This is a genomic window from Limosilactobacillus reuteri subsp. reuteri (assembly GCF_000016825.1).
GTDB classification, from domain to species: Bacteria; Bacillota; Bacilli; order Lactobacillales; family Lactobacillaceae; genus Limosilactobacillus; species Limosilactobacillus reuteri.
On record NC_009513.1, the window covers coordinates 1,910,359 to 1,935,801 of the forward strand.

Below are 25,443 nucleotides of genomic sequence, written 5' to 3' on the forward strand. Positions count from 1 at the left end.
ACTGCCAATGAATCGTCAACCTAATAATGATCCATCAACCCATTTTAAGATGTATAAAAGCGGAAAAAAATGGGTCTTTGCTGGATTAACTGCTGTTACCTTATTAACTGCTAGCGGCGCTGTTGCTCATGCCGATGATGCTTCAGTTTCTTCTGCAGAACCTGCCGCTACAACTACTGCCAATACACAAAATAATACAAATAGTGTCGCTGATTCTTCTGCTGTCGCTCAAAGCACAGCAAATAGCGCCTCAACAGAAAATAGCGCTGCTTCTAATGCTAGTCAAGCTGTCGCTAGCCAAGCCGCTGCTACTTCAGCCTCAGCACAATCTACTGAAGCTAAACAAGCTGCTCCTGCTACTCCAAAGGCTGCTAGTGCCGCTGCTGCACCGCAAGAGAACTCAACAACAGATTTAAGCGCCCTCCATTTCAGTAATAACGCTTCACAACAAGCATTCATCCAAAGTGTTGCTCCGGGTGCAATCCAAGGATGGAATGAATACAAGGTTCTTCCTTCAATTACAGTCGCCCAGGCTATCGTTGAAAGTGGTTGGGGCCGTTCAGCTTTATCAACCCAGGCCCATAACTTATTTGGAATTAAGGGTTCCTATAATGGAAATTCAGTTGTAATGCGTACACGGGAAGTTTATGGTGGCCGGAGCGTTTACGTTAACGCCAATTTCCGGGCCTATGCTAACAACTCCGAATCAGTTACTGATCATGGTCGCTTTCTCAACGTAAATAGTCGTTACCGTAACTTACTTGGCGATACTAACTATGCATCTGTTGCAAATAAGCTTCGGCAAGACGGCTATGCTACCGATCCAAGCTATGCTAGTACCTTAATTCGTTTTGTTCAGACATATAACTTAAACCAGTTAGATGCCGTTGCCCTTTCTGGGAAAGTTGTTACGAATAAGCAAACTGAAAGTGCTCAAACTCCCGAAACTAATGTAACTGTCTCAAACACTGGATACTACACGGTTAAAGGCGGAGACACGTTATCACGTATTGCCGGACAGTTTAATACAACTGTAAATAAACTCGCCACCTTAAATGATATCCACAATGTTAACCGTATTTATGTTGGTCAACGGCTCTTGGTTCGTCAACCTGCTGAACAACAACATCAACAAACAACCCCTAAGCGAACTGAAAACAATACTACCACTAATAGTAATACATACACCGTTAAAAGTGGCGATACCCTTTCAGGAATTGCTGGTAAATTTAACACTACTTATACTCAATTAGCTCAGCTCAATCATATTAGTAACCCTAATGTGATTCATGTAGGGCAAGTATTAACGCTTCATCAAACTACAGCTCAAAATACTACTAACCATCAAGAAAGCCAGCAAAATAAACAAGTTACTACTAGTGCTAATGGCACCTACACCGTTAAGAGTGGTGATACCCTTTCACAAATTGCTGCTCGTTTTAATACCACAACATCTGCATTAGCTTCAACTAATCATATTAGTAACCCTAATTTAATTGAAGTTGGTCAACAATTACGGATTAACAATAGTGCTAGTGCTCAAAAAAACACTTCATGTCACTCCAATACTAACAATGGAAATTACGTAGTCCAAAGTGGTGATTCATTATCAAAGATTGCCGCTTATCATGGCTTAAACTGGCGATCAATCGCAGCTAAAAATAACATTCAAAGTCCATACACAATCTTTGTTGGACAACGTTTATCACTTTAGTCAAGTAATTATTAAATTATTATATAATATAAAGCAAGAAGTATAAGAAAATCTATGCTTCTTGCTTTTTTGTTTTAAAAAAATTCTTTTCTGTTCTAGAATAAAGGTAGGCAGTTTATTATTAATATTCACTAAATTACTATTAGGGAGTTTATAGAAAGTAAGTGATGTTTATTGTGGTAGACCGTTGGACAACAGATATTCCAAATGTTAATAAAATCAGTCAATTATTTAAATTACTAGGGAATCCTAAAAGATTACAATTATTATATTTGCTGATTCAACATTCGATGAGCGTTTCAGAAATTAGTATGAAGTTGAACTGGGAACAATCGGGGGTTTCTCACCAACTGCAACTATTGAGAAAATATAATTTAGTTCAACAACGGCGAGAAGGGAAAACCGTTATCTATCATTTAGAGGATCCGCAGGTAATGACCTTGATCGCTGATGTATTAAGTCATGCAGAAAAAATCATCTAATAATTTAGTGAATATTCTTTGGGATCCCCCCATTGAAATAAAAGAAAGGCGTTTAGAACTCATCCTAAGTCAAACTTAGACGATGACTTCTAAACGTCTTTTCGTTAGTTAACAAATTTAATTTCTAATCGTTCATCTTCCAAAATTCCTTTTACAATCAATGACTTACCATCATAGAACTGATGCTTATCTAACCAAAATCCAAGATGTGCGTGACTATAAAACTTAAAACTATACCGCATTGCATTATTCAGTTTACTAACCCGTAACACACCTTGTGAGCCATCGGAACAAGTAATATTTTGTGATTGATTATTATCATGAACATAAATTATTGTCATTCTTCTCGCCTCCGTTTTTATTATATCCTATTTTCGGACTACCTAAAATATTTTTAAATAAAAAAGCAACAACTTCAGCTATAGGAAAGTTGTTGCTTTTTAACTAATCTGCAGCTAATGCATCAATTGGATTAAGGTTTGCCGCCCGGCGTGCAGGAAGCAATGCGGCAATAAACGAAATTACAATCGCAATTACAATTGCAAAGATTACATTTCCAACAGTAATTTGCACAATATTATATTTAATCAAGCCATACAGAGCGTGGTTAATAATAACCGTTACAACTGCAACAATTAGCAGTGCAAGAATTGCGGAAAACAGTCCAATAAAGACAGATTCAGACGTAAATAATCGGCGAATATCTTTCTTTCGTTCACCCAAGGCTCGCAAAATACCGATTTCTTTTGTCCGTTCCGAAACTGACATGTACATTGTCACAATAATCATTAATGCCGACACAAGTAATGAAATTCCAGCAATTGAAGCAAGAACCGTGGAAGCAAGACTAACATAAGTATTAACAGTTTTAAGGATCGACCCGACTGTAATCGCTCCTAATATCCGTTTGTTATTACTACCACGAAGATTGTCGATCTTATTCGCTACTCCTTGAACATTGTCAAGATTTGTTACATTAACGGTTACAAAATTAGCAGCAGTAGCGGCATTCGCTTTTTGAAGCAGTGCACGCATGGTGGAGTACGTAATTGAAGTCCCGGCACTCGCGCCTTCTGTAATCCCTGCTACCTTGAAGTTTCCAGAAACGGGAACTGGATTATTATTGCCATCTATCCATGTAAATGAGAGATGGATAGTTTTACCAACCATTTGCTTATAATTTTTGGCACTTGATAATTGGATTGCTTGTTGCTTTGTAAGAACGATTTCACCATTCTTGGGTTTATGTCCCTGCTTGATTGAATTGCTAGTAATTGCCTTACTCCAGGTACTTAATGAAGTTCCGCTCTGCTTTTTTCCATTATAATCAAGCTGAAAGGCGCTCACCATAATTCCCGGCTGGACAGACGACACATTATCAAGCTTTCGTAACCGGTCAATATTATGGTCACTAATCGTCATTGATTGAGGATTAGCCGCCATCGTTTGTCCTAACGATGATTGAATTTGTTCCTGGGTCATCTTTTTACCAGTTGTGTTTTTAAATACGGTAATTGCCTGCGGATTAGCAAGAGAGTTAATCTGATTTTGAATGTAACCATTTATCCCATTACCTAAACCACTAAACAAGAGTACGGCAAAGATACCGATTGCAGTTCCAAGCATAATTAACGAATTACGCCAAAAGTTATAGGTCAAATGTTTAAAAGCCGTTCGGTAGCTCGCCATCGCCGGTAAAACTCGTGGAGTAATCTCTGTTGGGTCTTCTGGAATCGGATAAACAGGACGCAATCTTTCATCGCCGTCAATTTTTCCATCAGCTAAATGAACAATTCGTGTCCCATTATCCGCTACTTCCTGGGAGTGAGTAACAGCGATCACTAGTTTCCCATCACGAGCAATTTCGTCTAATAATGCTAATACTTCTTTGGTATTCTGTGCATCTAAGGCTCCTGTAGGTTCATCAGCAATAATAATTTGCGGGTCACTTGCTAATGCTCGGGCAATCGCTACCCGTTGCTTTTGCCCTCCTGACAAATGGTTCGGATGCTTTTTTACTTGTTCACTTAAACCAACCTTATCTAAGAGTTCCAACGCGCGCTTTCGCCGTTCTTCCTTAGTCAACGTTGTCATATCCAACGCAACCAAAACATTATCCAGCACCGTCAAGTGAGAAATTAAGTTATAGGACTGATAGATATAACCCACCGTCGCGCGCCGATAGCTATCTAGTTGCTTTTCCTTTTTATGGTCGAGGATTTTACCATTTACGAGGACTTCACCTTCAAAGTTACGATCAAGGCCCCCAATGATATTCATTAAAGTGGACTTTCCACCACCTGATTCCCCAAGGATGGATACAAATTCTCCCCGATCAAACTGCAAGTTAATTCCCTTAAGAACTGGAAATTCCTCTTTATCAAGATAATATGATTTATATATGTTTTTTAATTCTAAAAAAGCCATTGCATCCTCCCCCTTCACTATTTATTTAGTCCGTTTATTATAGCAAGGTTCGTTATAAAAAAGGCTTTTTGCTCATAATTCTTTAACATTATTTATATTATTGGTCTGTGGAATTTTTGCTTAATGTAAGTTTCCCATCGGCTAACTCGTAAACATTATCTGCATATTCACGTAAACGTAAATCATGGGTTACAGCAATCACCGCTTTTCCTTTCTTTTTAGCCAGATCTTGAAATAATTGTCCCACTGACTTTACTAAATTACTATCTAAAGCTGCTGTTGGTTCGTCTGCAAGAATTATCTCAGGATCGGTATATAAAGCACGCGCAATCGCTACTCGTTGGTTTTGACCTCCTGACAATTCAGAAGGGTATTGCTTGAGCAGTTTTTTTATCGCGAGTTTTTCCAATAATTCATCAAAAGCTGCTGATGAAATATTACCGCTCTTCTTTACACGATCAACAAGTTTAAATTGATCAGCCACATTTAGATAAGGTAGCAAGTTATACGACTGAAGAATAAAACCAATTTTCTGCAAGCGCAGTTCATCACGTTTTTTAGAAGATAACTTTTCAATATTAATTCCATCAATTAACACTTTTCCGGAAGTAGGCGTTTGTAAACCGCCCGCAATTGTTAAAAAGGTACTCTTTCCTGATCCAGAAGGCCCTAAAATCAAATTTAATTCTCCCGCTTTAGCAGAAAAATTAACATCTTTAAGAACATGAACACGGCTAATTCCTTCGCCATAATATTTGTTAACATCTACTAACTTCAATTTTGACATAACATTTGCCTCCCATCTTAATTCAAGGCCTGTACGGGGTCAATCTTAATAATCATTCGCACTGGTAATAATGAACCAATCATCCCAAGAACTATTAATCCCACTGCCATTAAACTAATTAGGGGCCAATTCATAATAACTGGTACCGACATTGGAATTGCCACACTCGTAAGAAGGGTTAAAATAATTCCTCCTATTACACCACTAATCATTAGGAAAATTGATTGAGTAACTGTTGCAAGAATTAAGTGCCGCGCAGGAATTCCTTGAGCGCGCATAACTGCATAATGACTTATTTTTTGCATGGTAAGAATATATAAGAAGACCGCAATTACAATTAACGAAATTACCATTAAGAACCCAATCATAAAAGTAAAGGTATTATTTTGTGCTGAATATCCCGGTAGCTTATTAATATATTCGTTAACAGTGTAGTGTTGGAGAGCGGGATAGGAACTTTTACTAAGCTTATGGTCAGAAAAGAGTCCGCTAGCAACAGCCGAACTATTTAATCCTCTCAGTTCCCGCCAAACTGGTAAACTACCATATACGACGGGCGCAACACTAAATTTAGCGTCATTGACAAAACCAACAATCTTATATTTCTCATTTTGAGAATTGATTGTTACTCGATCTCCTAAATGATAACCCTTTTTGCTTAAACTCTTATCAACAACAATTTCGTTATTTCCCTTGGCTTGACGACCACTTGTAATCTTGATCTTTTCCCGGGAAATAAATTGGTCAGGATCTAAACCGATAAATTGAGCACTTTCTTTACTTGCCCCTTTTTCTTTAAGAACTACTGGTGCTTGCCCAACAAGCGCAACATTCTTTTGATCCTTACCTGCTAGTTGATCGCGAGTGATAATCGATTGTCCAAGGTTATCATTACTATTTTTGTTTAGAAAAACAGTTTCCGTACCCCACTCTTTAATGGCAGCATCATTTTCATTTTGCAATCCCAACATCATTCCCATTAAGAAAAACATTAAGTAACTAATCAAAACAATCATGGCAACGATTAATCCGTAATGCAGCTTTTCATGTTTTATTTCTTTTAGTGCTAAAAACATATTCTACCTCCTACTGCAATAGTGCAGTTAGTGCCTTGGATAGCCGTTCAATTGCTTCACCTTGTTTATTGGGATGAAGAAGACAATCCTTAATTGTTTCATGACTTAAAACCATTACACTCCATTCTTGAGCACTATGAATTTTAATTTGCGGTTGTGTATTATCACGTAACAATCCTTCATTTGTTTGAAAGTGTAAACGCATAAAATCGCGGTACTTGCTTCCGTTGATTTCATCTACAAAAGCTTTAATCTGATTAACATAATCACTCGCAGCTAAAATGTGGTTAGCCCGGGTAATTGGTGTATGGATTTCTAAAATTGCCACTTGGTAAAGATACTGATACGCCTCCGTTAAATCCGCAAAATACTTATAAAATGCTCCTCTGGCGATTCCCGCTTGCTTTACAATTCGTGCAACTTGAGCACTTGCTAAGCTATGTTGACTAAATTCTGTTAGTAATGCGTTAGTAATAAGTTCTTTTTTCTGTCGATTTAAATTTTTAAATGTTGTACTTGGCATCTTAATTCCTCCACCGCATCGTGACACCGTGTCACCGTGAATGTATTTTATACATTATCATCAAAGTGACACCATGTCAATCATTAGATAAAAATTATAATACTGCTATTTCTGCAAATTTTGCGATTGTAGCGCTTTACCTAAGGCTTGATTTAATTGCTAATTACATTCACTTGCATATGAAATAAAGCATAAAAAAAGCGAGGTGAGAAATTTATCTCGCCCCGTTTTCAATAGATTTAATTTTTATCTTAATCTAGAATTAAGCTTCTTCGCCGCCAACCTTAACGACAGCTTTTGAAACCTTACCTAATTTACCACTAACAAAACCTTCAACACCATCAAGGTCTAATTCGTGTGAGAAGAGTGGTAATGGGTCAACAACACCAGAAGAAAGAAGTGCAATTGAGTCTTCAAAAGTGTAAGGGTTAATGAAGGCCCCTTGAATTGTAAGTTGCTTTTGGAATACATCGTAAGTGTTTACTGAGAACTTGTCATCAGGGTTACCAACACCAAACATTAATACTTGAGCACCACGAGCTGCAGCTGCAAGTGCTTGTTCTTGAGTAGCCGGCAAACCAACAGCTTCAACAACGATGTCATATGCATCAGCAGGAATTTCTTCCTTAGTCGTATTGATAGTCTTAACGCCAAAGTGCTTCCGGTTGTTTTCCAACTTTTCATCTGAACGACCAGCTAAAGTAACTTCGTGAATACCACGAGCCTTCAAGATTTGTGCAAATAATTGACCTTCAAAGCCATCACCTAATACTAAAGCCTTTTGGTATGGGTGAGTTTCAAGTAAGTCAACACCGTGCATTGCACATGAAATTGGTTCAACAACGGCAGCTGCCTTTAATGAAACATCATCAGGAATTGGGTAAACAACTTTTGCAGGAGCAGTAAAGTATTCTTCAAAGCCACCGTTACGGGTAACACCAACAGCATCAAGATGTTCACATAATTCTGGGCGTTGAGTCCGGCAGTACTTACATTGACCACAGTAAATGTTAGGGTCTACAGTTACACGATCACCTGGCTTAACGTTAGTAACTTCTGAACCAACTTTTGTAACTACACCTGAGTTTTCGTGACCTAAAACAATAGGAGGAACAGCTGATGCAGATCCAGGAAGACCAGCATAGAGTGCCTTATCAGTACCACAAATACCAGCGTAGGCAGTGTGAATTAAGACTTCATCAGGCTTAATTTCAGGTTCTTTAATATCTTCAATTTCAAGTTGCTTTTTACCTGTTAAAACAAGTGCCTTCATAATCAAAATACCTCTCTTGTGAATTTAATCATTTGTCAAGTGTTAGTATAGTGTGAAAACGCCTTAATTGTCAAACGTCCAACAATTATCTCACATTCTTTTTATCATCATAAAACGTTAAACTTACTAAATATAAACTCAAACAAAAGCTGATATAAAAGGCTTTTGAAAAAAAGTAATATTTTTAAATATTTTTTTCTTCACTAAGTTTAAGCTATTTTTTTGCTATTACATAAATGGTTTTACCATCATTTTTTCAATTACATAATTTCACAAGGTTTTTTATCCTATTTAGCTTTTTACATCAAGAAATAAAATGTTTCTATATATAAAGTAATAAATTCTAAATTTATATAGAAAATTTCTCCAGCTTTTAGAAAGCGCTTAACCACCATTAGGCACGCCAAAACTTATCTCCAACCGCTCCTCAAGATCGTCCAAACGGCTGTTATAACGGCGATTTTCCATTGCAGGATATATTTTTTTATGTTACCCTAACAAAGTATTCGAACTTAGTTAATTATGATTTCCAATCTAATTAACAAAACTCAAACGAAAGGTGGATTTGGCGTGGACGACACAAAGAATCAACACCGGAAGCATAAACTTATTGAATATGCTAACGGTAAATCACTAGAGGAAATCAACGGAACAGTTGAAGTTCCTCGTGGAAAAGGCTTCTGGCGAACATTATTCGCTTACTCTGGTCCCGGCGCATTAGTTGCTGTGGGTTACATGGATCCAGGTAACTGGTCAACTTCAATTACCGGTGGACAGAGTTTCCAATATACCTTAATGACTACTATCTTGATTTCAAGTTTGATTGCGATGTTACTTCAATACATGGCGGCTAAACTCGGAATCGTGAGCCAAATGGACCTTGCTCAGGCAACACGGGCACGTACCGGTAAAGCATTAGGTATTATTTTATGGATTATGACTGAGTTGGCGATTATGGCTACGGATATCGCTGAAGTTATCGGAGCTGCTATCGCATTAAACTTACTGTTCCACATTCCGTTGATCCCATCTGTATTTATTACTGTTCTTGATGTTTTAGTACTGCTATTATTAACCAAGATCGGATTCCGGAAGATCGAAGCAATTGTTGCATGTTTGATTTTGGTGATCTTATTTGTTTTTGCTTACCAAGTTGCCTTATCTAACCCTAACTGGGGTGGCGTATTTATGGGCCTGCTCCCATCAGCCAAAGCAATTGCCCAACATCCTGAAATCGGTGGTATCACTCCACTAACTGGTACCCTAGGTATTATTGGTGCGACCGTTATGCCTCACAACTTATACCTCCACTCAGCAATTTCTCAGACTCGGAAGATTGATCATAATGATCTTGACAGCATTCGACAAACAGTTCGCTTTACTACTTGGGATTCAAACATCCAATTATCTCTTGCATTTATCGTTAATTCCCTTCTTTTGATTATGGGGGTTGCTGTTTTCAAGACTGGTGCTGTTCAAGATAGCTCTTTCTTCGGTCTGTATGATGCCCTAAACAATACCTCAATGCTTAGTAATCCAGTGTTAATTGCTGTTGCTAAGTCAGGTGTATTATCTACTTTATTTGCCGTTGCTTTACTTGCTTCTGGGCAAAATTCAACAATTACTGGAACATTAACTGGTCAAGTTATTATGGAAGGTTTCATTCATATGCGAATGCCTTTATGGGCACGACGGTTAGTTACTCGGATTATTTCCGTTATTCCGGTTATTGCTTGTGTTGCAATGACGAGCGGTGAAAATACTATCCAACAACATACCGCCTTGAACCTTTTAATGGAAAATTCACAGGTATTCTTAGCTTTTGCCCTTCCGTTCTCAATGTTACCATTATTAATGATGACTAACAGTGAAGTTGAAATGGGTGAATTTAAGAATAGGGGCTGGGTTAAGGTTTGCGGTTGGATTTCTGTAATTGCCCTTACCTTCTTAAACCTTTACAACCTTCCTGCAACTTACGAAGGCTTTGGTATTTGGTCAAAAGGAACATCTGACGTTCTCGCTTATATCACAATCATTGTTATTCTTGCTCTTCTTATCTGGACTTGTGTTGAACTCTATAAAGGGGACAAGCGGTTTGCTGCTGAAGGCAAAGGATTCGGCCAACGTGAAGCTCAAATGAAAGATTCAGTTGTAGAAGATTAAAACAAAGAACTGGAAGTAAATTTCCAGTTTTTTATTTTTGTAACGATTCTTTCACAAAATGTTCATACTTGAACGGTATAGTATAGACAATCCCTAATATAAATAAACCCCTATTTTTCTTCTATACTATCCCCCTCAAAATAGCTATGAAGAAATACGAAAAGTGGTCGGCCCATAATGAGTCGGCCATTTTTTAATACATCTAGGCTCACCATGGTATAATAAGGAACTAGATATATTACTCATTAAGTATGAGGTGAAATCATTGAATAATAAAGATAATAATCAAAATAACAATAAGCGGCGGCCTACACGGGTTGAGCTCTATGACACTCCTAAGCCAGGTGAAGAAAAGAAAAAACGTTCTTTCTTTAATCGTAAGCCTAAACAGCCTACCCCTAACCATAAACACAAGACAGCATCCCCTAACAAGAAAAAGAATCCATATGGAATTTCACGCCGAATGTTTAAGGTCATTTTAGGCTGTCTATTAGTTGTCTTAATTGCAACCATTGTTATTTTCTTAGTTAAACAACAGGACCCTGTCAATGTTGATAGTAATGACACTACTGTCTCCACCAGTACTTCATCACGCAAGAAACATAAAAAGAACAGCAGTAGCAGTCATAAACATCGTTCAAATTCCAATGACAGTGATGATAATGATACTCAAGATACTTATAGTATTTCAACGCCTAGTCGTTCAAATAGCACGCCTCAGACAAATCATTCAACTAACCAACAACCAACTACTAACTCTTCCTCAACTCCACAACAAAACCAACCATCGCAGGAAGAACACCACGATCAAGGCAACAGCCAACAACAATCTACTTCACAACCAGCAAGTAGCAATTCTGGGTCACAGCCTAATCAAAGTTCGCAAAGTACTAGCTCCCAATCAAACCCGCAACCTGCTTCATCTCAAAATAATCAACATTAATTTGGAATAAAGGGGTTGTCAATTAAAGTGGGCGTGCTATAATCAAGACAATCGATTGAAGGATATGCACCTTCAAAGTCCTCTACAGAGAGTAAGTGCCTTGAGTGGAAGTACTTATGAGTGACAATGATGGTTGTACCACCTTCCCTTATTATTAGCCGAGATAAGGCTAGTCGGATCGTGTCCGTTACCGCACCTTAGAGAGGACATTACTAGTGTGTCCTAAAGATGGGTGGAACCACGCTAATTTTTGTTAATTGACGTCCCTGATACTTTCAACATTGAAAGTATCAGGGACGTTTTTATTTATATTAAAGGAGAGATTTCTATGGCTCAGGTTGCTGTTATGTCCCCAGACGGATCAGTTAAGAAGATCGATCGGGATTCACAAGAAGGTTTAGAAGCATTACGTAAGCTTTCTGCATTAATGTTAAAGGCTGCATTAAAACAAGAATTTAAGGGTATTCGACTTGGTGAAGCTGTCGCTGACGAAGATGGTTTCCACGTTGATTCTGATAAAGATAATCAACAAGTTTCTGCTGACGAATTACCAGCTCTTGAAGATGTAATCAAGGGAATGGCAAAGAACGATGTTAAGGTAGAATTTGTTGAAGTACCTGTAGAGGAAGCACTTGCCGAAGTAAAAGATGATCGTTTCTCAACTGAATTGATCAATGAAAATGCTAAAGACGGCAAAGTAGCAATGTACCAACTTGGTGATGTCAAAGCTGTTGCAGATGATGACATTCTTTTATATGGTAACGTTGTTAAAAACTTACGCCTTCTTTCTGTTGCTGGTGCTTACTGGAAAGGTATGTCTTCAAATCCAATGCTTCAACGGATTTACGGAACTGTCTTCTACAAGAAGGACGCATTAGAAGAAGACTTAAAGAAACGTCAAGAAGCTAAGGAACGTGACCACCGTGTTATCGGTAACCAACTTGACCTCTTCTTTGTTGATCCTAAAGTTGGTGCCGGTTTACCATACTGGTTACCAAAAGGTGCTACTATTCGCCGGACCATCGAACGTTACATTATTGACCGGGAAGTTGCCGATGGTTACCAACACGTTTATACTCCAGTCCTAATGAATCTTGATGCCTACAAGACTTCTGGTCACTGGGAACACTACCGCGACGATATGTTCCCACCAATGGACATGGGTGATGGCGAAATGCTTGAATTACGGCCAATGAACTGCCCAAGTCATATTCAAGTTTACAAGCACCATATTCGTTCATACCGTGATCTTCCATTACGGATTGCTGAACTTGGTATGATGCACCGTTATGAAAAATCAGGTGCTCTTTCTGGTCTTCAACGGGTTCGTGAAATGACTTTGAACGATGGTCACACCTTCGTTACCCTTGACCAAATTCGTTCTGAATTCGCTAAGATTTTGAAGTTGATCATGAGCGTTTACGAAGACTTTGATATTACTGATTACAGCTTCCGTCTTTCTCTTCGTGACCCTAAGAACGTTAAGAAGTACTACGCTAATGACGAAATGTGGGAAAAATCCCAATCAATGTTGAAATCAGCAATGGACGATCTTAACCTTGATTATTATGAAGCTGAAGGTGAAGCTGCCTTCTATGGTCCAAAACTTGATATTCAAACTAAGACTGCTCTTGGAAATGACGAAACAATGTCAACGATTCAACTTGACTTTATGCTTCCAGAACGATTCGGACTTTCCTACGTTGGTCAAGACGGTAAAGAACATCAACCAGTTATGATTCACCGTGGTGTTGTTGGAACAATGGAACGGTTCATGGCTTACTTAACAGAAATTTACAAGGGTGCATTCCCAACTTGGCTAGCCCCAGAACAAGTTCACATTATCCCTGTTAACGAAGAAGCCCATGGTGAATACGCAGATGACCTCGCTAAGAAGATGAAGGCTGCTAATATCCGTGTTAATGTCGATCACCGAAACGAAAAGATGGGCTACAAGATTCGTGAAGCTCAAACACAAAAGGTTCCATACACTCTTGTTGTTGGAGACGACGAAAAGAATAACAATGGTGTATCTGTTCGTAAGTACGGTGAAAAAGAACAAAACGAAATGAGTCAAGAAGCATTTATGAATGAAATTCTTGAAGATATTGCTTCTTACTCCCGCGAAAAGTAATTAAGATTAAAAATGGCTTTATCACAACTTTTGTGAAAGCCATTTTTTTATTTTAAATTTTATGAAAGTGAAATTTTTAGCATAACTTTAACCACCAAAAATAAACCGTTTTCGAAGCATTCGTGAAGTTTTGGACAACCTAAAATTAATGATTGACACTATTCATCAAAGGTTTTATAGTAATAAACGCTCGCTTCTGAGCCACTAAATATAATAATTAATCATAAAAAATAAAAACTATTTATTTTGGAGGTATAAGATATGTCTACTATGAACGATTTATTTAAAGCAATGGGTAAAGCTACTGAAGAACGTCACGCAAGCGGTCTTTCATTTGAAGTTAAGACTGATGCACCCGCTGGTATTGGTCAAGGTATCCTTAACGTTCGCAAGTAATTTTAAAAGGACTGCGGCATAAGTTAAGTTACTTTCATAAAAAGCAAATACGCAGTACAACAATGGCCTCTAATGTCCGGCAAAACCGAACGTTAGAGGCCTATTGTTGCTTGCGAGGGCTCCCAGAGGCTAGCTTCGCGTCGAAAAACGAAGTCACAAGTGACTTCTGTCTCGCTCCCTTTTTATTTATCCTTAATAGCCGAAGCAAATATAAACATAACTAACCCCAGGGCAAATAGAACACTTAATGAAGCCGCACCAACCGTCGATTTACCAGTCCATTGAGTAACGATTCCAACAATAAAGGGACCGAGAATTGCGGAAAACTTCCCAAGGATATTATAGAAACCAAAAAATTCACTACTGTCATTTTTAGGAACAAGGCGGCCGAAGTATGATCTACTAAGTGCTTGAAGTCCGCCTTGGCTTGACCCAACTAAAATAGCTAAAATCCAAAAATCGATCAAAGTTTCTAACCGTAAAGCATAAAGACAAATAAAGAAATAAACGATAATGCCTAGCATAATAATTCGTCTCGTAGAAAACTTATTAGCAAGCCAACCATACAAAAGTGAAAATGGAACAGCAATTAACTGAACTACTAACAAAACCACCATCAGCATCATTGTTTGAATTCCTAAGTCTTTACCAATAACTGTTGCCATCGTAAAAATTGTATCAACACCGTCAATATAGAAGAAATAGGCAACTAAAAACCATGTCAACTGCTTATATTGATTAATATGATGCATGGTTCTTCTCAGACGGCGCAAACTATCGATAAAAGGATTTGTCACACTGTTGATGATGACCATTTTTTAATAACGGCCACGCAAAAATACCCCACCAAACTGCAGCCAGAATAAAACTAAATCGGGCTACTCCATAACTGTTTAGGAGACCGCCAAAGCCTTTACTTAGTTCTGCGACTAAAAAGATGATAAAGGCGACTACTCCTCCTAGATAGCCCATTCCATAACCAGTCGACGAAACACGGTCCATTTGCTTATTATCAGCTACATCTATTAGGAAACTATCATAAAATAAATTTCCTCCTGAGTAACCAATGATCGACCCAATATAAACAAGTAAAAGCACCTGCCAATATTTGGTTGGAACAAGAGCAAGGCCAATTGTCAGCAAAATTCCCAACCAAGTAAAGAGATTTAGCCAGCGTTTTTTTGCATGCGGATAATCAGCCAATGCTCCCAATAAAGGTGCAAGTAATGAAATAATAAGCGTACCAAAACTATTTGCGTATCCCCACAGCGCTGTCGAGTTTGCTGCACTAACACCTGCATGATCAGTTACTGCTTTGAAATAGACTGGTAAAACAGCGGTCACAACTAAAATTCCATAACCAGAATTTGCCCAATCATAAAAAATCCATTGCCATTGTTGTCTTGTAAACTTCACAACGTCACCTCAGTCTTTAAAGATCGCATCAATTGCTTGTCCGGCAGTTGGAGCCGGATAATGTAATCCTAATAATTTAGCAAATGTCGGTCCTTCATCAACCAGGTGAGCATTTTCAACAGTCGCACCACCTTTGATTTGTGGACCGGCAAAAATAGCAGTAGTGAAGTAATTTGCTTGTGTTGGCCCGTAGCCATGGACCCCTCGATAGCGATCGTGAGTTCCAATTGATTCCGAATCAACTTTTTCGACAATCGCTGGCCTGTTTACCTCATCAGTGAAATAGTATCCCGGTTTGGCTTCGACGAGGAATGTGCACTTAGGATCTGCGCCCCGTTTGATCGCCGTTGCGTTATCATAGATTCGCTCAACGCCTTCGACACCAGCAATCATTTGCTTAAGTTTTCCTCGATCCACGGCACCACGAGTGTAAATATAAGTTTCTCCATCGCAAGTTTTAGCAGTGACTTGCCAGTTATTTCGATAAGTACTTTTCTTTCCAAGAGGGTGAAGAAGTCCTTGTTGCGCAAATAGCATATTCAAATGAATCATCTTATCAACATTAATTTGATAGTGATCTCCTAAAATTACAAAGTCTGTTTGCGGGTAAGTACCGGTATCTTTTGTCGCTTGAATTATCTTAGCTACGCGTTTATCTAGACGGTGCAATGCTTCTTTTGCTTGTGGTGATCGAACCCCATAACGGTGACGCATACTATCCATATCAACTAAGTGAATTAAGGTTAAGTCTGGCTTTTTATTTTTAATCGTATCAACCGCACATGCTGTTACAAAATCGTCAAGCCACGGTTGCTTAATTCCGTGCCGTAATTTACCGTATTTCTTATTCATTTCATATAAAAATAACGGACTACTTGCCTTTAACGAAACCAGTACTTGATTTGTCCAAATTCGATTAGGAAAGATTTCCGCAAGGTTATAATCAATCTTACTGCCAGCAGTAACAGGCCACAAAAATGCAGCAGTTGTTAAGTCCTTTTCTTTTGCAATATCATAGAGGGGCATCGATTGAATATCTTTTCGATACCAGAACCAGTCAGGCGATTGCCGGCGTGGCTGCAATTTAGTATTGTTAACAATTCCATGCACAGCCGGATACTGACCGGTAATAATCGAAGTATGGGATGGGTAAGTTAACGTTGGAAAGATTCCTTTAACTTTTTTTACCCAGGTTCCTTTTTTTATTAAATTCGCTAATGTTGGTGTTATTTGGCGTAATTCGTTTAGGTCACGAAACCCTAGTGAATCTAGCGAAATGACAATTAGCTTATGCTGTTTCATTTGTTCATCTGCTTTCTTTTCAAACTCATTAGCTATTTTAAAATAAATTATTGTTAATAACTAGTTTTGAAAGCAATTATCAAAAGCCATTCTCATCGTAAGCGCCAAAATTTGTATGATAGAACGGTTAACCCCTATTGGTAGACCGTGGATTGCCAATAAGTTTTAAAGTGAAATTTGATTCACAGTAATTTTTAATGTAAAATTAAGTTTCAGTTTTCAGTATTTTATGAAAGGAATCATAATCATGCAAAATCAGTTACCCAAGGGAAAAGAGCATGAGAAAACTCTCGGCCTCTTCGACCTTTCTATTCTAGGTATTGGCGCAATCATCGGAACTGGAATTTTAGTTTTAACTGGAATTGTCGCCGCGGAAGATTCAGGCCCCGCAATTGTTTTCTCTTTTCTGATTGCTGCTCTTGCTAGTGGTTTAATTGGTCTCTGTTATTCAGAATTAACCACTAGTTTACCCAATTCAGGAAGTGCCTTTTACTACGCGTGGGTTTCAATTGGTAAATTTATGGCGTTCCTTGCTGGATGGACGCTGATTGGGGTCTACGTTACTACAACCGCTACAGTAGCCAATGGGTGGACTGGGTACGTACAATCGTTCCTAGAAGTCCTCGGAGTTAATTTACCGCATAAATTACTGGTTACGCCTGCAGCTGGTGGTTATGTAAACCTCCCCGCTGTCTTGATGATCCTTTTTATGACGATTATTCTGACACGTGGAACCAGTGAAAGTAAACTTGTTAACAACTTCTTGGTTGGTGTCAAAATCTTTATTATTGTTCTATTTATCGTTGTTAGTGCTCAACATATCAATCCAGCTAACTGGCACCCCTTTTTACCATATGGATACAAAGGGATTTTCACAGGAGCATCTGCTGTCTTCTTCTCCTTCCTTGGATTTGATGCATTAGCTACTTCTGCTGAAGATGCTAAAGATGTTGATAAAAATATTCCCCGGGCAATAATTTTATGTTTAGTCATTTCAACGGCCCTCTATATTTTAGTTAGTCTTGTTATGACGGGAGTTCTAAGCTATAAAGATTTGAATGTCTCTGAAGCTATGTCATATGTTCTTTTAGCTAAAGGTCATAAATACGTGGCTGAGATTGTTTCACTTGGTGCTGTTTTAGGAATTATGGCTGTCGTCTTTGCATTCATCTATGCTGGCTCAAATATCATGAAGTCAATGAGTCGAAGTGCCTTTCTTCCTCAAGGCCTCGCTAAAGTTAATGACAAAACTCAAAGTCCTAATCGTGCTATTTGGTTAGTCGGACTTCTTGCAGCTGTCTTAGCCGGAGAATTCGATCTCCATTATCTTGCATTAATCGCCAACATTGGATCATTGGTTGTCTTTGCTTTGATTTCGCTTATCGTAATTATCTTACGGTACCGTTATCCAGAATTAAAACGACCATTTAAGGTACCTTTTGGCAACGTTATTCCTGTTCTATCAGTATTGATCTGTATTGTTTTATTAGTAAGCATCTCACTCAATGCTTGGTTAACATACTTATTATGGCTGGTAGTTGGATTAGGCGTTTACTTCTTCTATTCCCTTCGTCATGCCAACGAATTTAACTTCCAAGACGAAAGTGATATCCCAGGCAATTAAAATTTATTTCTAAATTATGATAGACCTCCTACATTGATCTAAAATGTTAGAGGTCTATTTAATACTATTTAACACTTCGATTTTGTCGAGTTGTTTCCGCTAAGTGGACTAAATTAGTAACAAAATTATGGGTTTTGGCTTCATAATTATATCGGCGACCCAGCTTAACAAAGTAACCATTAATATAATCAACTTCCACTGGACGATTATGACTCATATCTTGGTACATTGAAGGATAATGATGCGGACAGCCAACTTTAGAGACATAATTTACACTTTCTAGCTCTTCTGCTCGCGTATTAACTAATTGTACTCCTGCACGTTCACAGACATCATATGCTTCATCGATTAATTGCCGAGATAGTTCATCAGCCTTATCAAACGCCGCATACTCACCCATTGTAATTTCAAACATAGTACAAAGGGTATTAACGACTGAATTAAAGACCACTTTTGCCATCAACGTTCCCATAAAATCAGCTTTAAGGGATGGATTAAAGTTTGCTTTTTTGAGCTCTGTCATTAACGCTTGTGTCTTCTCATCAGGCTTTTCAGTATAATTAGCCCAATTAGTCGTTCCCATCCCTCGTTCTCCAACAAATTCAACTTCGCCAGGTTTAGTTAAGATAGTTGCTACTAAGGCAGTTCCAGCAACTACTTTTTCTTTTGGGAAATACTTCAATAATTTTTCAACATGTCCCATTCCATTCATCGCTGTCATCGCATATTGATCCTTCAAGAAATGTTCACAACGTTTTAACATATCATCTAACTGCATTTGTTTTAATTCAAAGAAAACAAAATCAGCATCTGTAGCATTGTATTCTTCAGGTGTATAAACATTAACGGGAACAAGGTGTCTATTTTTATGCTCGCGAGTTACATAAACTCCTCCTTGTTCTTTCATCTTGTTGTAATGTGGTAACCATCCTTCAACAAAATCGACTTCATTACCTGCTTCTTGTAATAGAACACCAAACCGTAATCCCATTGCACCTGCACCAACGACTGTAAATTTCATAATTCTCTCTCCTTTTTATGACTATAAAAAAGCGTCCTTAGATTAAACAACTTAACCTAAGGACGCTTTTTGCGTGGTACCACCTTAATTCGCCAATAATTCACATTATTAGCCTCAAATGTTCAATGTTTCCATTAAACACGTCAGCTATAATGGGCTGATCCCACCATTAATTACTAATTTCATCATGGCACTCAAAGTGATTTTCATTATAAGCAGGTTATCCTTTTCCATCAACCAAGGACTCTCTGCTAATCCACTCATAATTACTCTTCTTTTCAACGTGTTTTTATAATCATATTTTAATTTTTATCTAATTTAATACTTTGAAGTGTAAATGTCAAGATTTATTTTTTGTCATGTATACTTGACATTTATTTGATGCATAAATAGAATATTAAATATAAGATGTCTTATATACACGACAAAAGGAGGGAGGAATATTGAATAATGTTAGGAAGTATCGAAAACAGCAAAAATTATCTCAGTTGGAGCTTGCCAAAGAAATCGGAGTCGCACGGCAAACAATAAATTTAATCGAAAATGATAAATATAATCCAACTCTTGGTCTTTGCTTAAACTTGGCACATGCGCTTCATACTGACCTTAACTCTTTATTTTGGGAGGAACCATAATGAAAGAATCAATCGGTACAAAAATATTTAAACAATTCTATAATATCTCTGGTCCAATCGACGAATACAAAAAAACTCAGGCAAACACTATCGGTAATACGGTCGCCATTATGCTTTATTGGTTTAACATTGCCATCTCTCTCCTTACAATAATAATTGGTGGTGTAACAAAAAATTATTTATTGGCATTTTTTATACTTAGTGGTACGATTCTCATTTTTACTATATTCATTGCTGGTGGTTATGTTATGTATGCAGGTCACAAATATCACCTTGCAGATCAAGAAGTAGAGAAAGGTGATATTCATTCTGCCTACCGAAATATTATTTTCAAAAGTTTAAAAATTGGTATCTTAGGGGCAATCTTTGCATATTTTCTTAATGCTTTTGTTTTATATCTCTATTTTGGAAACTTTATTCGTCAACTAAGCGATCCTAGTAATATTGTTGCATGTATTACATGTGGTGTTACGGTCACATTATTATTACTCCTTGTTTACTACCTTCGAATAAAAAAAGTAAAATAGTTTCTTGACATTCATATTTCATCCGCGTATTATAATGACAAATAAATGAGAAACAGCTTAGAAAAGATGAGTAATCTTAGAATCTTATTACAGAGAATCACGGTTGATGAGAGGTGACATAAGAGACTAAGATGAAGATGGTCTTGGAGCTTCACGAATTACGAGTATTTTATATAAGTAATTCACGATTGACGACCGATAAAACGTCTGGGTATAGCTTCCATTAGTGTACCTATTGAGGATAGTATTGTGAGATGCTATCAAATTAGGGTGGTAACACGTTAATTAACCATTGATTAATCAACGTCCCTAGGAAAAGTAGAAATATTTTTCCTAGGGGCTTTTTTATTGCTTCAATTCTTGAACCCATCACAAATAGAAAGGATCGATTTACTATGACTGAATTCACTACACGTACTACATCACCATTTCGTTATGACATCGTTGGAAGCTTCCTTCGTCCTCAAGAGCTAAAAGAAGCTCGCGCAAAATTTGCAAACGGCGAAATAACACAAGCAGACTTAACAGCTGTTGAAGATAAAGCAATCATTAATTTGATTAAACAAGAAGAAGCTGCTGGCCTAAAAGCAGTTACTGACGGTGAATTCCGGCGTAGTTGGTGGCACCTTGACTTCTTCTGGGGATTAAATGGCGTTAAAAAAGCTACTCTAAAGGAAGGCTATAAGTTTGCAGATGAAGAGACTCGTCCTGAAACTGCTCAAATTACGGGAAAAATCTCCGGCGAAAACCACCCCTTTGTCGAACATTTCAAATTTACCCAAGCTCATACCTCTGATGGCGTTCAAGTTAAACAAACCATTCCTGCGCCAGCACAATTTTTAGAAGAATTTCTTCGTCCCGAAAATCAAGCTAATGCTAAAGAATTTTATCCCAACCAAGAAGATTTAGATCATGACGTTGCAACTGCTTATCATCAAGTAATTGAAGATCTTTATGCTGCTGGTTGTCGTACTCTCCAACTAGATGACTGTACATGGGGAATTTCTGTTAACGCCTTTGCTAACCTAAAGAAAAAAGACCCCAATGCTGATGTATCTCAGCTTGAAGCCCTTCAAAAGCGATTCTTAAAAGTAAACAATGATGCAATCGCTAATTTACCTGCCGACTTAACAATTAATACCCACGTTTGCCGCGGAAACTATCACTCAACATGGGCGGCTGCCGGTGGATATGGACCAGTTGCCGACACGCTATTTGCTAAGGAAAACGTCACTGCCTTCTATCTCGAATACGATAGTGAACGTGCTGGCGGATTTGAACCACTTAGCAAAGTTCCTGATGATAAGTATGTTGTTCTTGGTTTAATTACTTCAAAATCAGGTGAACTTGAAGATAAGGAAGCAATTATCAAACGAATTCATGAAGCCGCACAATTCCATCCATTAGATAAGCTCTGTCTTAGTCCTCAATGTGGCTTTGCATCAACTGAAGAAGGAAATATTTTAACAGAAGAACAACAATGGAAGAAGGTTGCACTTGTTAAAGAAATTGCTACAGAAGTTTGGGGATAATTTCAAATGAATAATAGCAGGGACTCAAGATACTTTTGAGAGTTCCTGCTATTTATTCTTCTCCAACTAAAGTCCCCACCTTGGGTAGATTTGCCAATACGCGGTCTTTATGGGGAGAAACCTTATACAGTGCATCCGTTAAATCATAACCGGCTTGATATCCATGATGAATCCCATTTTTCCAAGCAGGACTATGAGTCACATCGTAAACAATTCCATCGATTGCAATATATGCAGCTGCTCCATTCTGTCCATTATATTTACGCAACTCATCTCTGGTAAATGTTTGATTTGCCATCCAACCTACTCCTTAATCAGCTAATTTCCCGACAACTGTTAACTTTTTTAGAATTTCATCTTTTTCTTTTGAACGGCCAAAAACGACTTCCATTAACTCTTTTATGCTGATTCCTTTTTTAGGAGCATCTGTAATGTCATAAACTAACCCATCAATTGCCATGTAATGTGGTTTTTCGCCATCACCATTATATTTAGCTAATTCATCTCGTGTAAATTTTTTCTCAGCCATGAGTTGTTCCTCCTAAAGTCCATTATTATTTTAAATATAACACTATTATTTAATAAATAAACTAAAAGCACTCCAATGACTAGAAATACAATAATTTAATTTTATAAAAAAGACTAAGATAAACCCAGTCTTTCTTACACTAATTGTCCTACTAACGGTAATTTGGCCAACACCCGATCTTTATGCGGAGAGTAATTAAACAGAACATCTGTCAAATCCAATCCTGCCTTATTTCCATGATGGGTACCATCTTGCCATGCGGGAATATGAGTTACATCATAGACACGATTATTAATTGCTACATAAGCTGGATTCCCGTTTTGCCCATCATATTTTTTTAATTCTTCTCTTGTAAATGTCTTTGCCATAATATTCTGCCTCCTTATTTGATAGTGTCAGTTCAATATCCTCACTATATCATGGAAGCGCACACAACAAATTAATAATTATCTTACTTTAACGCAAAATTACTACTCTATTAGTATTTTCTTCACAATTAATCCAATACCATATCTAAGTGCGGGATATTATCTTCAAGGTAAACATCTGAAATCGGCTTAAGTCCAAACGATGCGTAAAATTCTTTAAGATATGCTTGAGCTTGAATTTGAATTGTCTTATTTGGGAAAAGACGCTTAGTTTCATCGATCGTTGCCTGAACTAGCTGACGCCCGTATTCATGTCCACGAAATTGTTTTAAAACTAATACGCGGCCAAAAGTCGCATGAGAGCTATCCTTAGCCATAATTCGCGTATAACCCACTAATTCTCCTCGCTCGTCCTTTAACATTAAATGGTGAGCTTGATAATCCTGTTCATCGATTTCTTGATAAGGACATTCTTGCTCAACAACAAAAACCCTTACCCGTTCTTCTGCCAATTTACACCATTCTTGAGCTGTCATTTCGTTTAATGTTTTTACTTCAACATTCATATTAAAAACCTCCTAAAAAATAAAAGAGTACTAACCAACTTCTTCATGTCATTGTGACAGGCCCTAGTAGAAGATGGCTAGTACTCTTAATGTCTTTAATCCGGGGACTAAAGACGAGTCGTTATTAAATTATTCGGTATCGGTATACAATGAATTAATCTATCTTGCAATTAGCGATTTAATACCATGCCGGTTTATCCCCGTCTGTATTGGGTTTATTCACACCAAAGTTTTTTCGTGCATACGGTGCCGGATCATCAATGATTTTTGCTACAAAATTACCAATCGACTTTCGCGAGACCTCGGTACCTTTGAACGCTTCCCCTTTTGCAGTCGTTTCGTAATCTACTTCATCCTTATCTGTTAACCATGCTGGTCGAATGATCGTGTAATCAAGGGTTGAATTTTCAATTACATCGGCAGCACTGCGATAAGTTCCTAAATAGCTATCTTCTTGGCCGCCACCTAACATCTCATTATTCCACTCACCAAATTTACCTGGAACTTCATCATAGATTCCAATCGAAGAAATCCAGACTAATGGCTTTACAGCATATTTTTCCATTAAGCTGACAATATTTTTAGCTTGTTGCGTAATTTCAGGATTACGTAGATTAGCATAAACCACATCTGCCCGTTCAATTGCTGGCTCTAAATCACCAATATTTAGGACATCCCCTTTAATAACTGTTTCGCGATTTTCATCGACAACATTCATATTTTGTGGGTGCCGGGTAAATAGTAATAATTCATCATTACCATTTGCTAACAATGCATCAATTGCGTGTCCAGCAATTTTTCCCGTTGCACCCAGAATCAAAACTTCTCTTGCCATTATTTCTACCTCCTCATAAATTCTACTTTTAGTATACAATTCTCTGTACCAATTAAAAGTAAGTACATACAAGTAAGGTAGTTACATTCAGGTAAGATATAATTGATGGACAAGTAATCAGCAAATTTTATTTTTTATTATATTTTTTGCCCCACTGGTTAATTGACCTAATTATTGGTACCAAACTTTTTCCTACTTCTGTCAATGAATACTCAGTCTTAGGCGGCACTGTCGAATAAACACGCTTTTGAATAATGCTTGCTTCTTCTAAATCCTTTAGTTGAAGAGCCAACATTCTCTTTGAACAATCTGGAATTAATTTTTGCAACTCCGAAAAACGACAAGGCTCATATTTACTAATTTGATATATAATTACGCTTTTCCATTTTCCGTTTATTAATTTAAGCGTATTTTCAATTGGACAATCTTTTTCGACCATTTTTTCTCCTTTCTCTGGTGAAATAAAATTCACTTCTTGTATATTTTTATCTTTCAATTACTATTAGTAAGTAAATAAATGTACGGGAGTGATTATTATGAATTCACAATTTAATAGTTTATCTGCAAATCGTCGTTCAATCTATGCGCTTGGTGATAATCTTTCACAAACACCAGAAGAAATTTTTGACTTAGTGAAGCAAACAGTCAAAAACTCACCAACTGCTTTCAATAGTCAAACAGTACGGGCAGTCGTATTATTTGGCAAGTCATCAGACAAAGTATGGGAAATTGTTGAGGACGCTTTACGCAAAATCGCTAAGAGTCCAGATGCTTTTGAACAAACAAAGGCCAAGATTGATAGTTTCAAAGCTGGTTATGGAACGATCCTCTACTTTACTGACACTACAATTGTGCACCAATTAGAGAATGATTATCCATCATATGCAGCTAATTTTGCAAACTGGGCTGAACAAGGACTTGGTGGTGCTCAACAAGCCGTTTGGACAGCACTCGCAGAGCAAGGAATCGGTGCCAGTCTTCAACATTATAACCCATTGATTGATGATGCAATTCATCAAGCATTTAATCTTCCAGCTGATTGGCAATTGCGTGCTGAAATGCCATTTGGTTCAATTGAGGCACCAGCTGGGGAAAAGACTCATCTTGATGACGAAGAGATGTTCAAATTAATTAAGTAAACTTATTTTTCTTCATCCTCTTGAACGTTAT

General features: G+C 37.6%; 25 protein-coding genes, 1 pseudogene and 2 other annotated features. Of the genes and pseudogenes, 11 read left to right on the forward strand and 15 right to left on the reverse strand.

Features of this window, described 5'->3' with window-relative positions:
* Window positions 1-7: 7 nt before the first annotated feature.
* Together LREU_RS09645 and LREU_RS09650 are read left to right on the forward strand one after the other, a co-directional pair.
* A complete protein-coding gene (locus LREU_RS09645) occupies window positions 8-1,714 on the forward strand; it encodes a LysM peptidoglycan-binding domain-containing protein (protein WP_003669346.1) in 1,707 nt (568 codons plus the stop codon).
* 167 nt (window positions 1,715-1,881) lie between these two features.
* Window positions 1,882-2,196 carry an ArsR/SmtB family transcription factor gene (locus LREU_RS09650; protein ID WP_003669347.1) on the forward strand — a complete coding sequence of 105 codons (315 nt, stop codon included), beginning with the start codon at window positions 1,882-1,884 and terminating at the stop codon, window positions 2,194-2,196.
* 104 nt (window positions 2,197-2,300) lie between these two features.
* Here the strand turns inward: LREU_RS09650 and LREU_RS09655 are convergent, their stop codons facing one another.
* The 6 genes from LREU_RS09655 to LREU_RS09680 form a co-directional block, all read right to left on the reverse strand.
* Window positions 2,301-2,537, reverse strand: a complete 237-nt coding sequence (locus LREU_RS09655; RefSeq protein ID WP_003669349.1) for a hypothetical protein — start codon at window positions 2,535-2,537, stop codon at window positions 2,301-2,303.
* Between the two features lie 103 nt (window positions 2,538-2,640).
* On the reverse strand, window positions 2,641-4,623 hold the full coding sequence (locus LREU_RS09660; RefSeq protein ID WP_011953595.1) for an ABC transporter ATP-binding protein/permease: 1,983 nt from the start codon (window positions 4,621-4,623) through the stop codon (window positions 2,641-2,643).
* Window positions 4,624-4,720: 97 nt separating this feature from the next.
* On the reverse strand, window positions 4,721-5,410 hold the full coding sequence (locus LREU_RS09665; protein WP_003669352.1) for an ABC transporter ATP-binding protein: 690 nt from the start codon (window positions 5,408-5,410) through the stop codon (window positions 4,721-4,723).
* 17 nt (window positions 5,411-5,427) lie between these two features.
* On the reverse strand, window positions 5,428-6,486 hold the full coding sequence (locus LREU_RS09670; protein ID WP_003669354.1) for an ABC transporter permease: 1,059 nt from the start codon (window positions 6,484-6,486) through the stop codon (window positions 5,428-5,430).
* Between the two features lie 10 nt (window positions 6,487-6,496).
* Complete coding sequence (locus tag LREU_RS09675) at window positions 6,497-7,009, reverse strand: TetR/AcrR family transcriptional regulator (protein ID WP_003669355.1); 513 nt, start codon at window positions 7,007-7,009, stop codon at window positions 6,497-6,499.
* A gap of 262 nt (window positions 7,010-7,271) precedes the next feature.
* A complete protein-coding gene (locus tag LREU_RS09680) occupies window positions 7,272-8,282 on the reverse strand; it encodes a zinc-dependent alcohol dehydrogenase family protein (protein ID WP_003669358.1) in 1,011 nt (336 codons plus the stop codon).
* Window positions 8,283-8,804: 522 nt separating this feature from the next.
* On the opposite strand from LREU_RS09680, the gene LREU_RS09685 reads away from it, so the two are divergent.
* The 4 genes from LREU_RS09685 to LREU_RS10665 all read left to right on the forward strand — a co-directional run bounded on the left by LREU_RS09685 (window position 8,805) and on the right by LREU_RS10665 (window position 13,918).
* The gene (locus LREU_RS09685) at window positions 8,805-10,445 is read left to right on the forward strand and encodes an Nramp family divalent metal transporter (protein WP_003669360.1); all 1,641 of its coding nucleotides are present in this window, start codon (window positions 8,805-8,807) and stop codon (window positions 10,443-10,445) included.
* A gap of 265 nt (window positions 10,446-10,710) precedes the next feature.
* Window positions 10,711-11,388, forward strand: coding sequence for a hypothetical protein (locus tag LREU_RS09690; protein ID WP_011953598.1), 678 nt, complete (start codon window positions 10,711-10,713; stop codon window positions 11,386-11,388).
* 328 nt (window positions 11,389-11,716) lie between these two features.
* Window positions 11,717-13,522, forward strand: a complete 1,806-nt coding sequence (thrS, locus tag LREU_RS09695; protein WP_011953599.1) for a threonine--tRNA ligase — start codon at window positions 11,717-11,719, stop codon at window positions 13,520-13,522.
* 261 nt (window positions 13,523-13,783) lie between these two features.
* Window positions 13,784-13,918 carry a hypothetical protein gene (locus tag LREU_RS10665; protein ID WP_003665092.1) on the forward strand — a complete coding sequence of 45 codons (135 nt, stop codon included), beginning with the start codon at window positions 13,784-13,786 and terminating at the stop codon, window positions 13,916-13,918.
* A 182-nt stretch (window positions 13,919-14,100) separates the two neighbouring features.
* Here the strand turns inward: LREU_RS10665 and LREU_RS10415 are convergent.
* Window positions 14,101-15,334, reverse strand: a pseudogene (locus tag LREU_RS10415) (MFS transporter).
* A 9-nt stretch (window positions 15,335-15,343) separates the two neighbouring features.
* Window positions 15,344-16,636 (reverse strand): alkaline phosphatase family protein, encoded by a 1,293-nt coding sequence (locus tag LREU_RS09705; RefSeq protein WP_003669369.1) that lies wholly within the window; start codon window positions 16,634-16,636, stop codon window positions 15,344-15,346.
* Between the two features lie 229 nt (window positions 16,637-16,865).
* Between LREU_RS09705 and LREU_RS09710 the strand changes: the two genes are divergently transcribed.
* The gene (locus tag LREU_RS09710) at window positions 16,866-18,260 is read left to right on the forward strand and encodes an APC family permease (protein WP_003669370.1); all 1,395 of its coding nucleotides are present in this window, start codon (window positions 16,866-16,868) and stop codon (window positions 18,258-18,260) included.
* Between the two features lie 64 nt (window positions 18,261-18,324).
* Here LREU_RS09710 and LREU_RS09715 read toward each other — a convergent pair whose 3' ends face one another.
* Window positions 18,325-19,281, reverse strand: coding sequence for a ketopantoate reductase family protein (locus LREU_RS09715; protein WP_003669372.1), 957 nt, complete (start codon window positions 19,279-19,281; stop codon window positions 18,325-18,327).
* 55 nt (window positions 19,282-19,336) lie between these two features.
* Window positions 19,337-19,572, reverse strand: a binding site (T-box leader).
* A 152-nt stretch (window positions 19,573-19,724) separates the two neighbouring features.
* Here LREU_RS09715 and LREU_RS09720 point away from each other — a divergent pair.
* The 3 genes from LREU_RS09720 (at window position 19,725) to LREU_RS09730 (ending at window position 21,975) form a co-directional block, all read left to right on the forward strand.
* Entirely contained in the window at window positions 19,725-19,916 is a 192-nt protein-coding gene (locus LREU_RS09720; RefSeq protein ID WP_003669373.1) for a helix-turn-helix transcriptional regulator, read from the forward strand.
* Window positions 19,916-20,443: a DUF3278 domain-containing protein gene (locus LREU_RS09725; protein ID WP_003669374.1), complete on the forward strand. Its 528-nt coding sequence runs from the start codon at window positions 19,916-19,918 to the stop codon at window positions 20,441-20,443. The genes LREU_RS09720 and LREU_RS09725 overlap by 1 nt, the downstream gene beginning before the upstream one ends.
* 49 nt (window positions 20,444-20,492) lie before the next feature.
* Window positions 20,493-20,757: a binding site (T-box leader), on the forward strand.
* A gap of 81 nt (window positions 20,758-20,838) precedes the next feature.
* Window positions 20,839-21,975 (forward strand): 5-methyltetrahydropteroyltriglutamate--homocysteine S-methyltransferase, encoded by a 1,137-nt coding sequence (locus LREU_RS09730; protein WP_003669376.1) that lies wholly within the window; start codon window positions 20,839-20,841, stop codon window positions 21,973-21,975.
* Window positions 21,976-22,027: 52 nt separating this feature from the next.
* On the opposite strand, the gene LREU_RS09735 is transcribed toward LREU_RS09730, so the two are convergent.
* The 6 genes from LREU_RS09735 to LREU_RS09760 form a co-directional block, all read right to left on the reverse strand.
* Entirely contained in the window at window positions 22,028-22,273 is a 246-nt protein-coding gene (locus LREU_RS09735; protein ID WP_003669378.1) for a cytochrome b5 domain-containing protein, read from the reverse strand.
* 12 nt (window positions 22,274-22,285) lie between these two features.
* Window positions 22,286-22,504: a cytochrome b5-like heme/steroid binding domain-containing protein gene (locus LREU_RS09740; protein WP_003665104.1), complete on the reverse strand. Its 219-nt coding sequence runs from the start codon at window positions 22,502-22,504 to the stop codon at window positions 22,286-22,288.
* 134 nt (window positions 22,505-22,638) lie between these two features.
* Window positions 22,639-22,872, reverse strand: coding sequence for a cytochrome b5 domain-containing protein (locus LREU_RS09745; protein ID WP_003669379.1), 234 nt, complete (start codon window positions 22,870-22,872; stop codon window positions 22,639-22,641).
* 128 nt (window positions 22,873-23,000) lie between these two features.
* The gene (locus tag LREU_RS09750) at window positions 23,001-23,438 is read right to left on the reverse strand and encodes a GNAT family N-acetyltransferase (RefSeq protein WP_003669380.1); all 438 of its coding nucleotides are present in this window, start codon (window positions 23,436-23,438) and stop codon (window positions 23,001-23,003) included.
* Between the two features lie 178 nt (window positions 23,439-23,616).
* Window positions 23,617-24,273, reverse strand: coding sequence for an NAD(P)H-binding protein (locus tag LREU_RS09755; RefSeq protein WP_011953601.1), 657 nt, complete (start codon window positions 24,271-24,273; stop codon window positions 23,617-23,619).
* 127 nt (window positions 24,274-24,400) lie between these two features.
* A complete protein-coding gene (locus LREU_RS09760) occupies window positions 24,401-24,712 on the reverse strand; it encodes a winged helix-turn-helix transcriptional regulator (protein WP_003675391.1) in 312 nt (103 codons plus the stop codon).
* A gap of 97 nt (window positions 24,713-24,809) precedes the next feature.
* On the opposite strand from LREU_RS09760, the gene LREU_RS09765 reads away from it, so the two are divergent.
* Window positions 24,810-25,412 carry a nitroreductase family protein gene (locus LREU_RS09765; protein WP_003669385.1) on the forward strand — a complete coding sequence of 201 codons (603 nt, stop codon included), beginning with the start codon at window positions 24,810-24,812 and terminating at the stop codon, window positions 25,410-25,412.
* Window positions 25,413-25,443 lie beyond the last annotated feature (31 nt).

Bases quoted from the DNA above. Each gene is read 5' to 3' on its own strand.
- LREU_RS09650 (WP_003669347.1), top strand. From the start codon at position 1,882: ATGTTTATTGTGGTAGACCGTTGGACAACAGATATTCCAAATGTTAAT.
- LREU_RS09665 (WP_003669352.1), bottom strand. From the start codon at position 5,410: ATGTCAAAATTGAAGTTAGTAGATGTTAACAAATATTATGGCGAAGGA.
- LREU_RS09755 (WP_011953601.1), bottom strand. From the start codon at position 24,273: ATGGCAAGAGAAGTTTTGATTCTGGGTGCAACGGGAAAAATTGCTGGA.
- LREU_RS09760 (WP_003675391.1), bottom strand. From the start codon at position 24,712: ATGGTCGAAAAAGATTGTCCAATTGAAAATACGCTTAAATTAATAAAC.
- LREU_RS09745 (WP_003669379.1), bottom strand. From the start codon at position 22,872: ATGGCAAAGACATTTACAAGAGAAGAATTAAAAAAATATGATGGGCAA.
- LREU_RS09685 (WP_003669360.1), top strand. From the start codon at position 8,805: ATGATTTCCAATCTAATTAACAAAACTCAAACGAAAGGTGGATTTGGC.
- LREU_RS09725 (WP_003669374.1), top strand. From the start codon at position 19,916: ATGAAAGAATCAATCGGTACAAAAATATTTAAACAATTCTATAATATC.
- LREU_RS09710 (WP_003669370.1), top strand. From the start codon at position 16,866: ATGAAAGGAATCATAATCATGCAAAATCAGTTACCCAAGGGAAAAGAG.
- LREU_RS09655 (WP_003669349.1), bottom strand. From the start codon at position 2,537: ATGACAATAATTTATGTTCATGATAATAATCAATCACAAAATATTACT.
- LREU_RS09715 (WP_003669372.1), bottom strand. From the start codon at position 19,281: ATGAAATTTACAGTCGTTGGTGCAGGTGCAATGGGATTACGGTTTGGT.
- LREU_RS09730 (WP_003669376.1), top strand. From the start codon at position 20,839: ATGACTGAATTCACTACACGTACTACATCACCATTTCGTTATGACATC.
- LREU_RS09735 (WP_003669378.1), bottom strand. From the start codon at position 22,273: ATGGCAAATCAAACATTTACCAGAGATGAGTTGCGTAAATATAATGGA.
- LREU_RS09750 (WP_003669380.1), bottom strand. From the start codon at position 23,438: ATGAATGTTGAAGTAAAAACATTAAACGAAATGACAGCTCAAGAATGG.
- LREU_RS09705 (WP_003669369.1), bottom strand. From the start codon at position 16,636: ATGAAACAGCATAAGCTAATTGTCATTTCGCTAGATTCACTAGGGTTT.
- LREU_RS09660 (WP_011953595.1), bottom strand. From the start codon at position 4,623: ATGGCTTTTTTAGAATTAAAAAACATATATAAATCATATTATCTTGAT.
- LREU_RS10665 (WP_003665092.1), top strand. From the start codon at position 13,784: ATGTCTACTATGAACGATTTATTTAAAGCAATGGGTAAAGCTACTGAA.
- LREU_RS09680 (WP_003669358.1), bottom strand. From the start codon at position 8,282: ATGAAGGCACTTGTTTTAACAGGTAAAAAGCAACTTGAAATTGAAGAT.
- LREU_RS09675 (WP_003669355.1), bottom strand. From the start codon at position 7,009: ATGCCAAGTACAACATTTAAAAATTTAAATCGACAGAAAAAAGAACTT.
- thrS (WP_011953599.1), top strand. From the start codon at position 11,717: ATGGCTCAGGTTGCTGTTATGTCCCCAGACGGATCAGTTAAGAAGATC.
- LREU_RS09765 (WP_003669385.1), top strand. From the start codon at position 24,810: ATGAATTCACAATTTAATAGTTTATCTGCAAATCGTCGTTCAATCTAT.
- LREU_RS09740 (WP_003665104.1), bottom strand. From the start codon at position 22,504: ATGGCTGAGAAAAAATTTACACGAGATGAATTAGCTAAATATAATGGT.
- LREU_RS09670 (WP_003669354.1), bottom strand. From the start codon at position 6,486: ATGTTTTTAGCACTAAAAGAAATAAAACATGAAAAGCTGCATTACGGA.
- LREU_RS09645 (WP_003669346.1), top strand. From the start codon at position 8: ATGAATCGTCAACCTAATAATGATCCATCAACCCATTTTAAGATGTAT.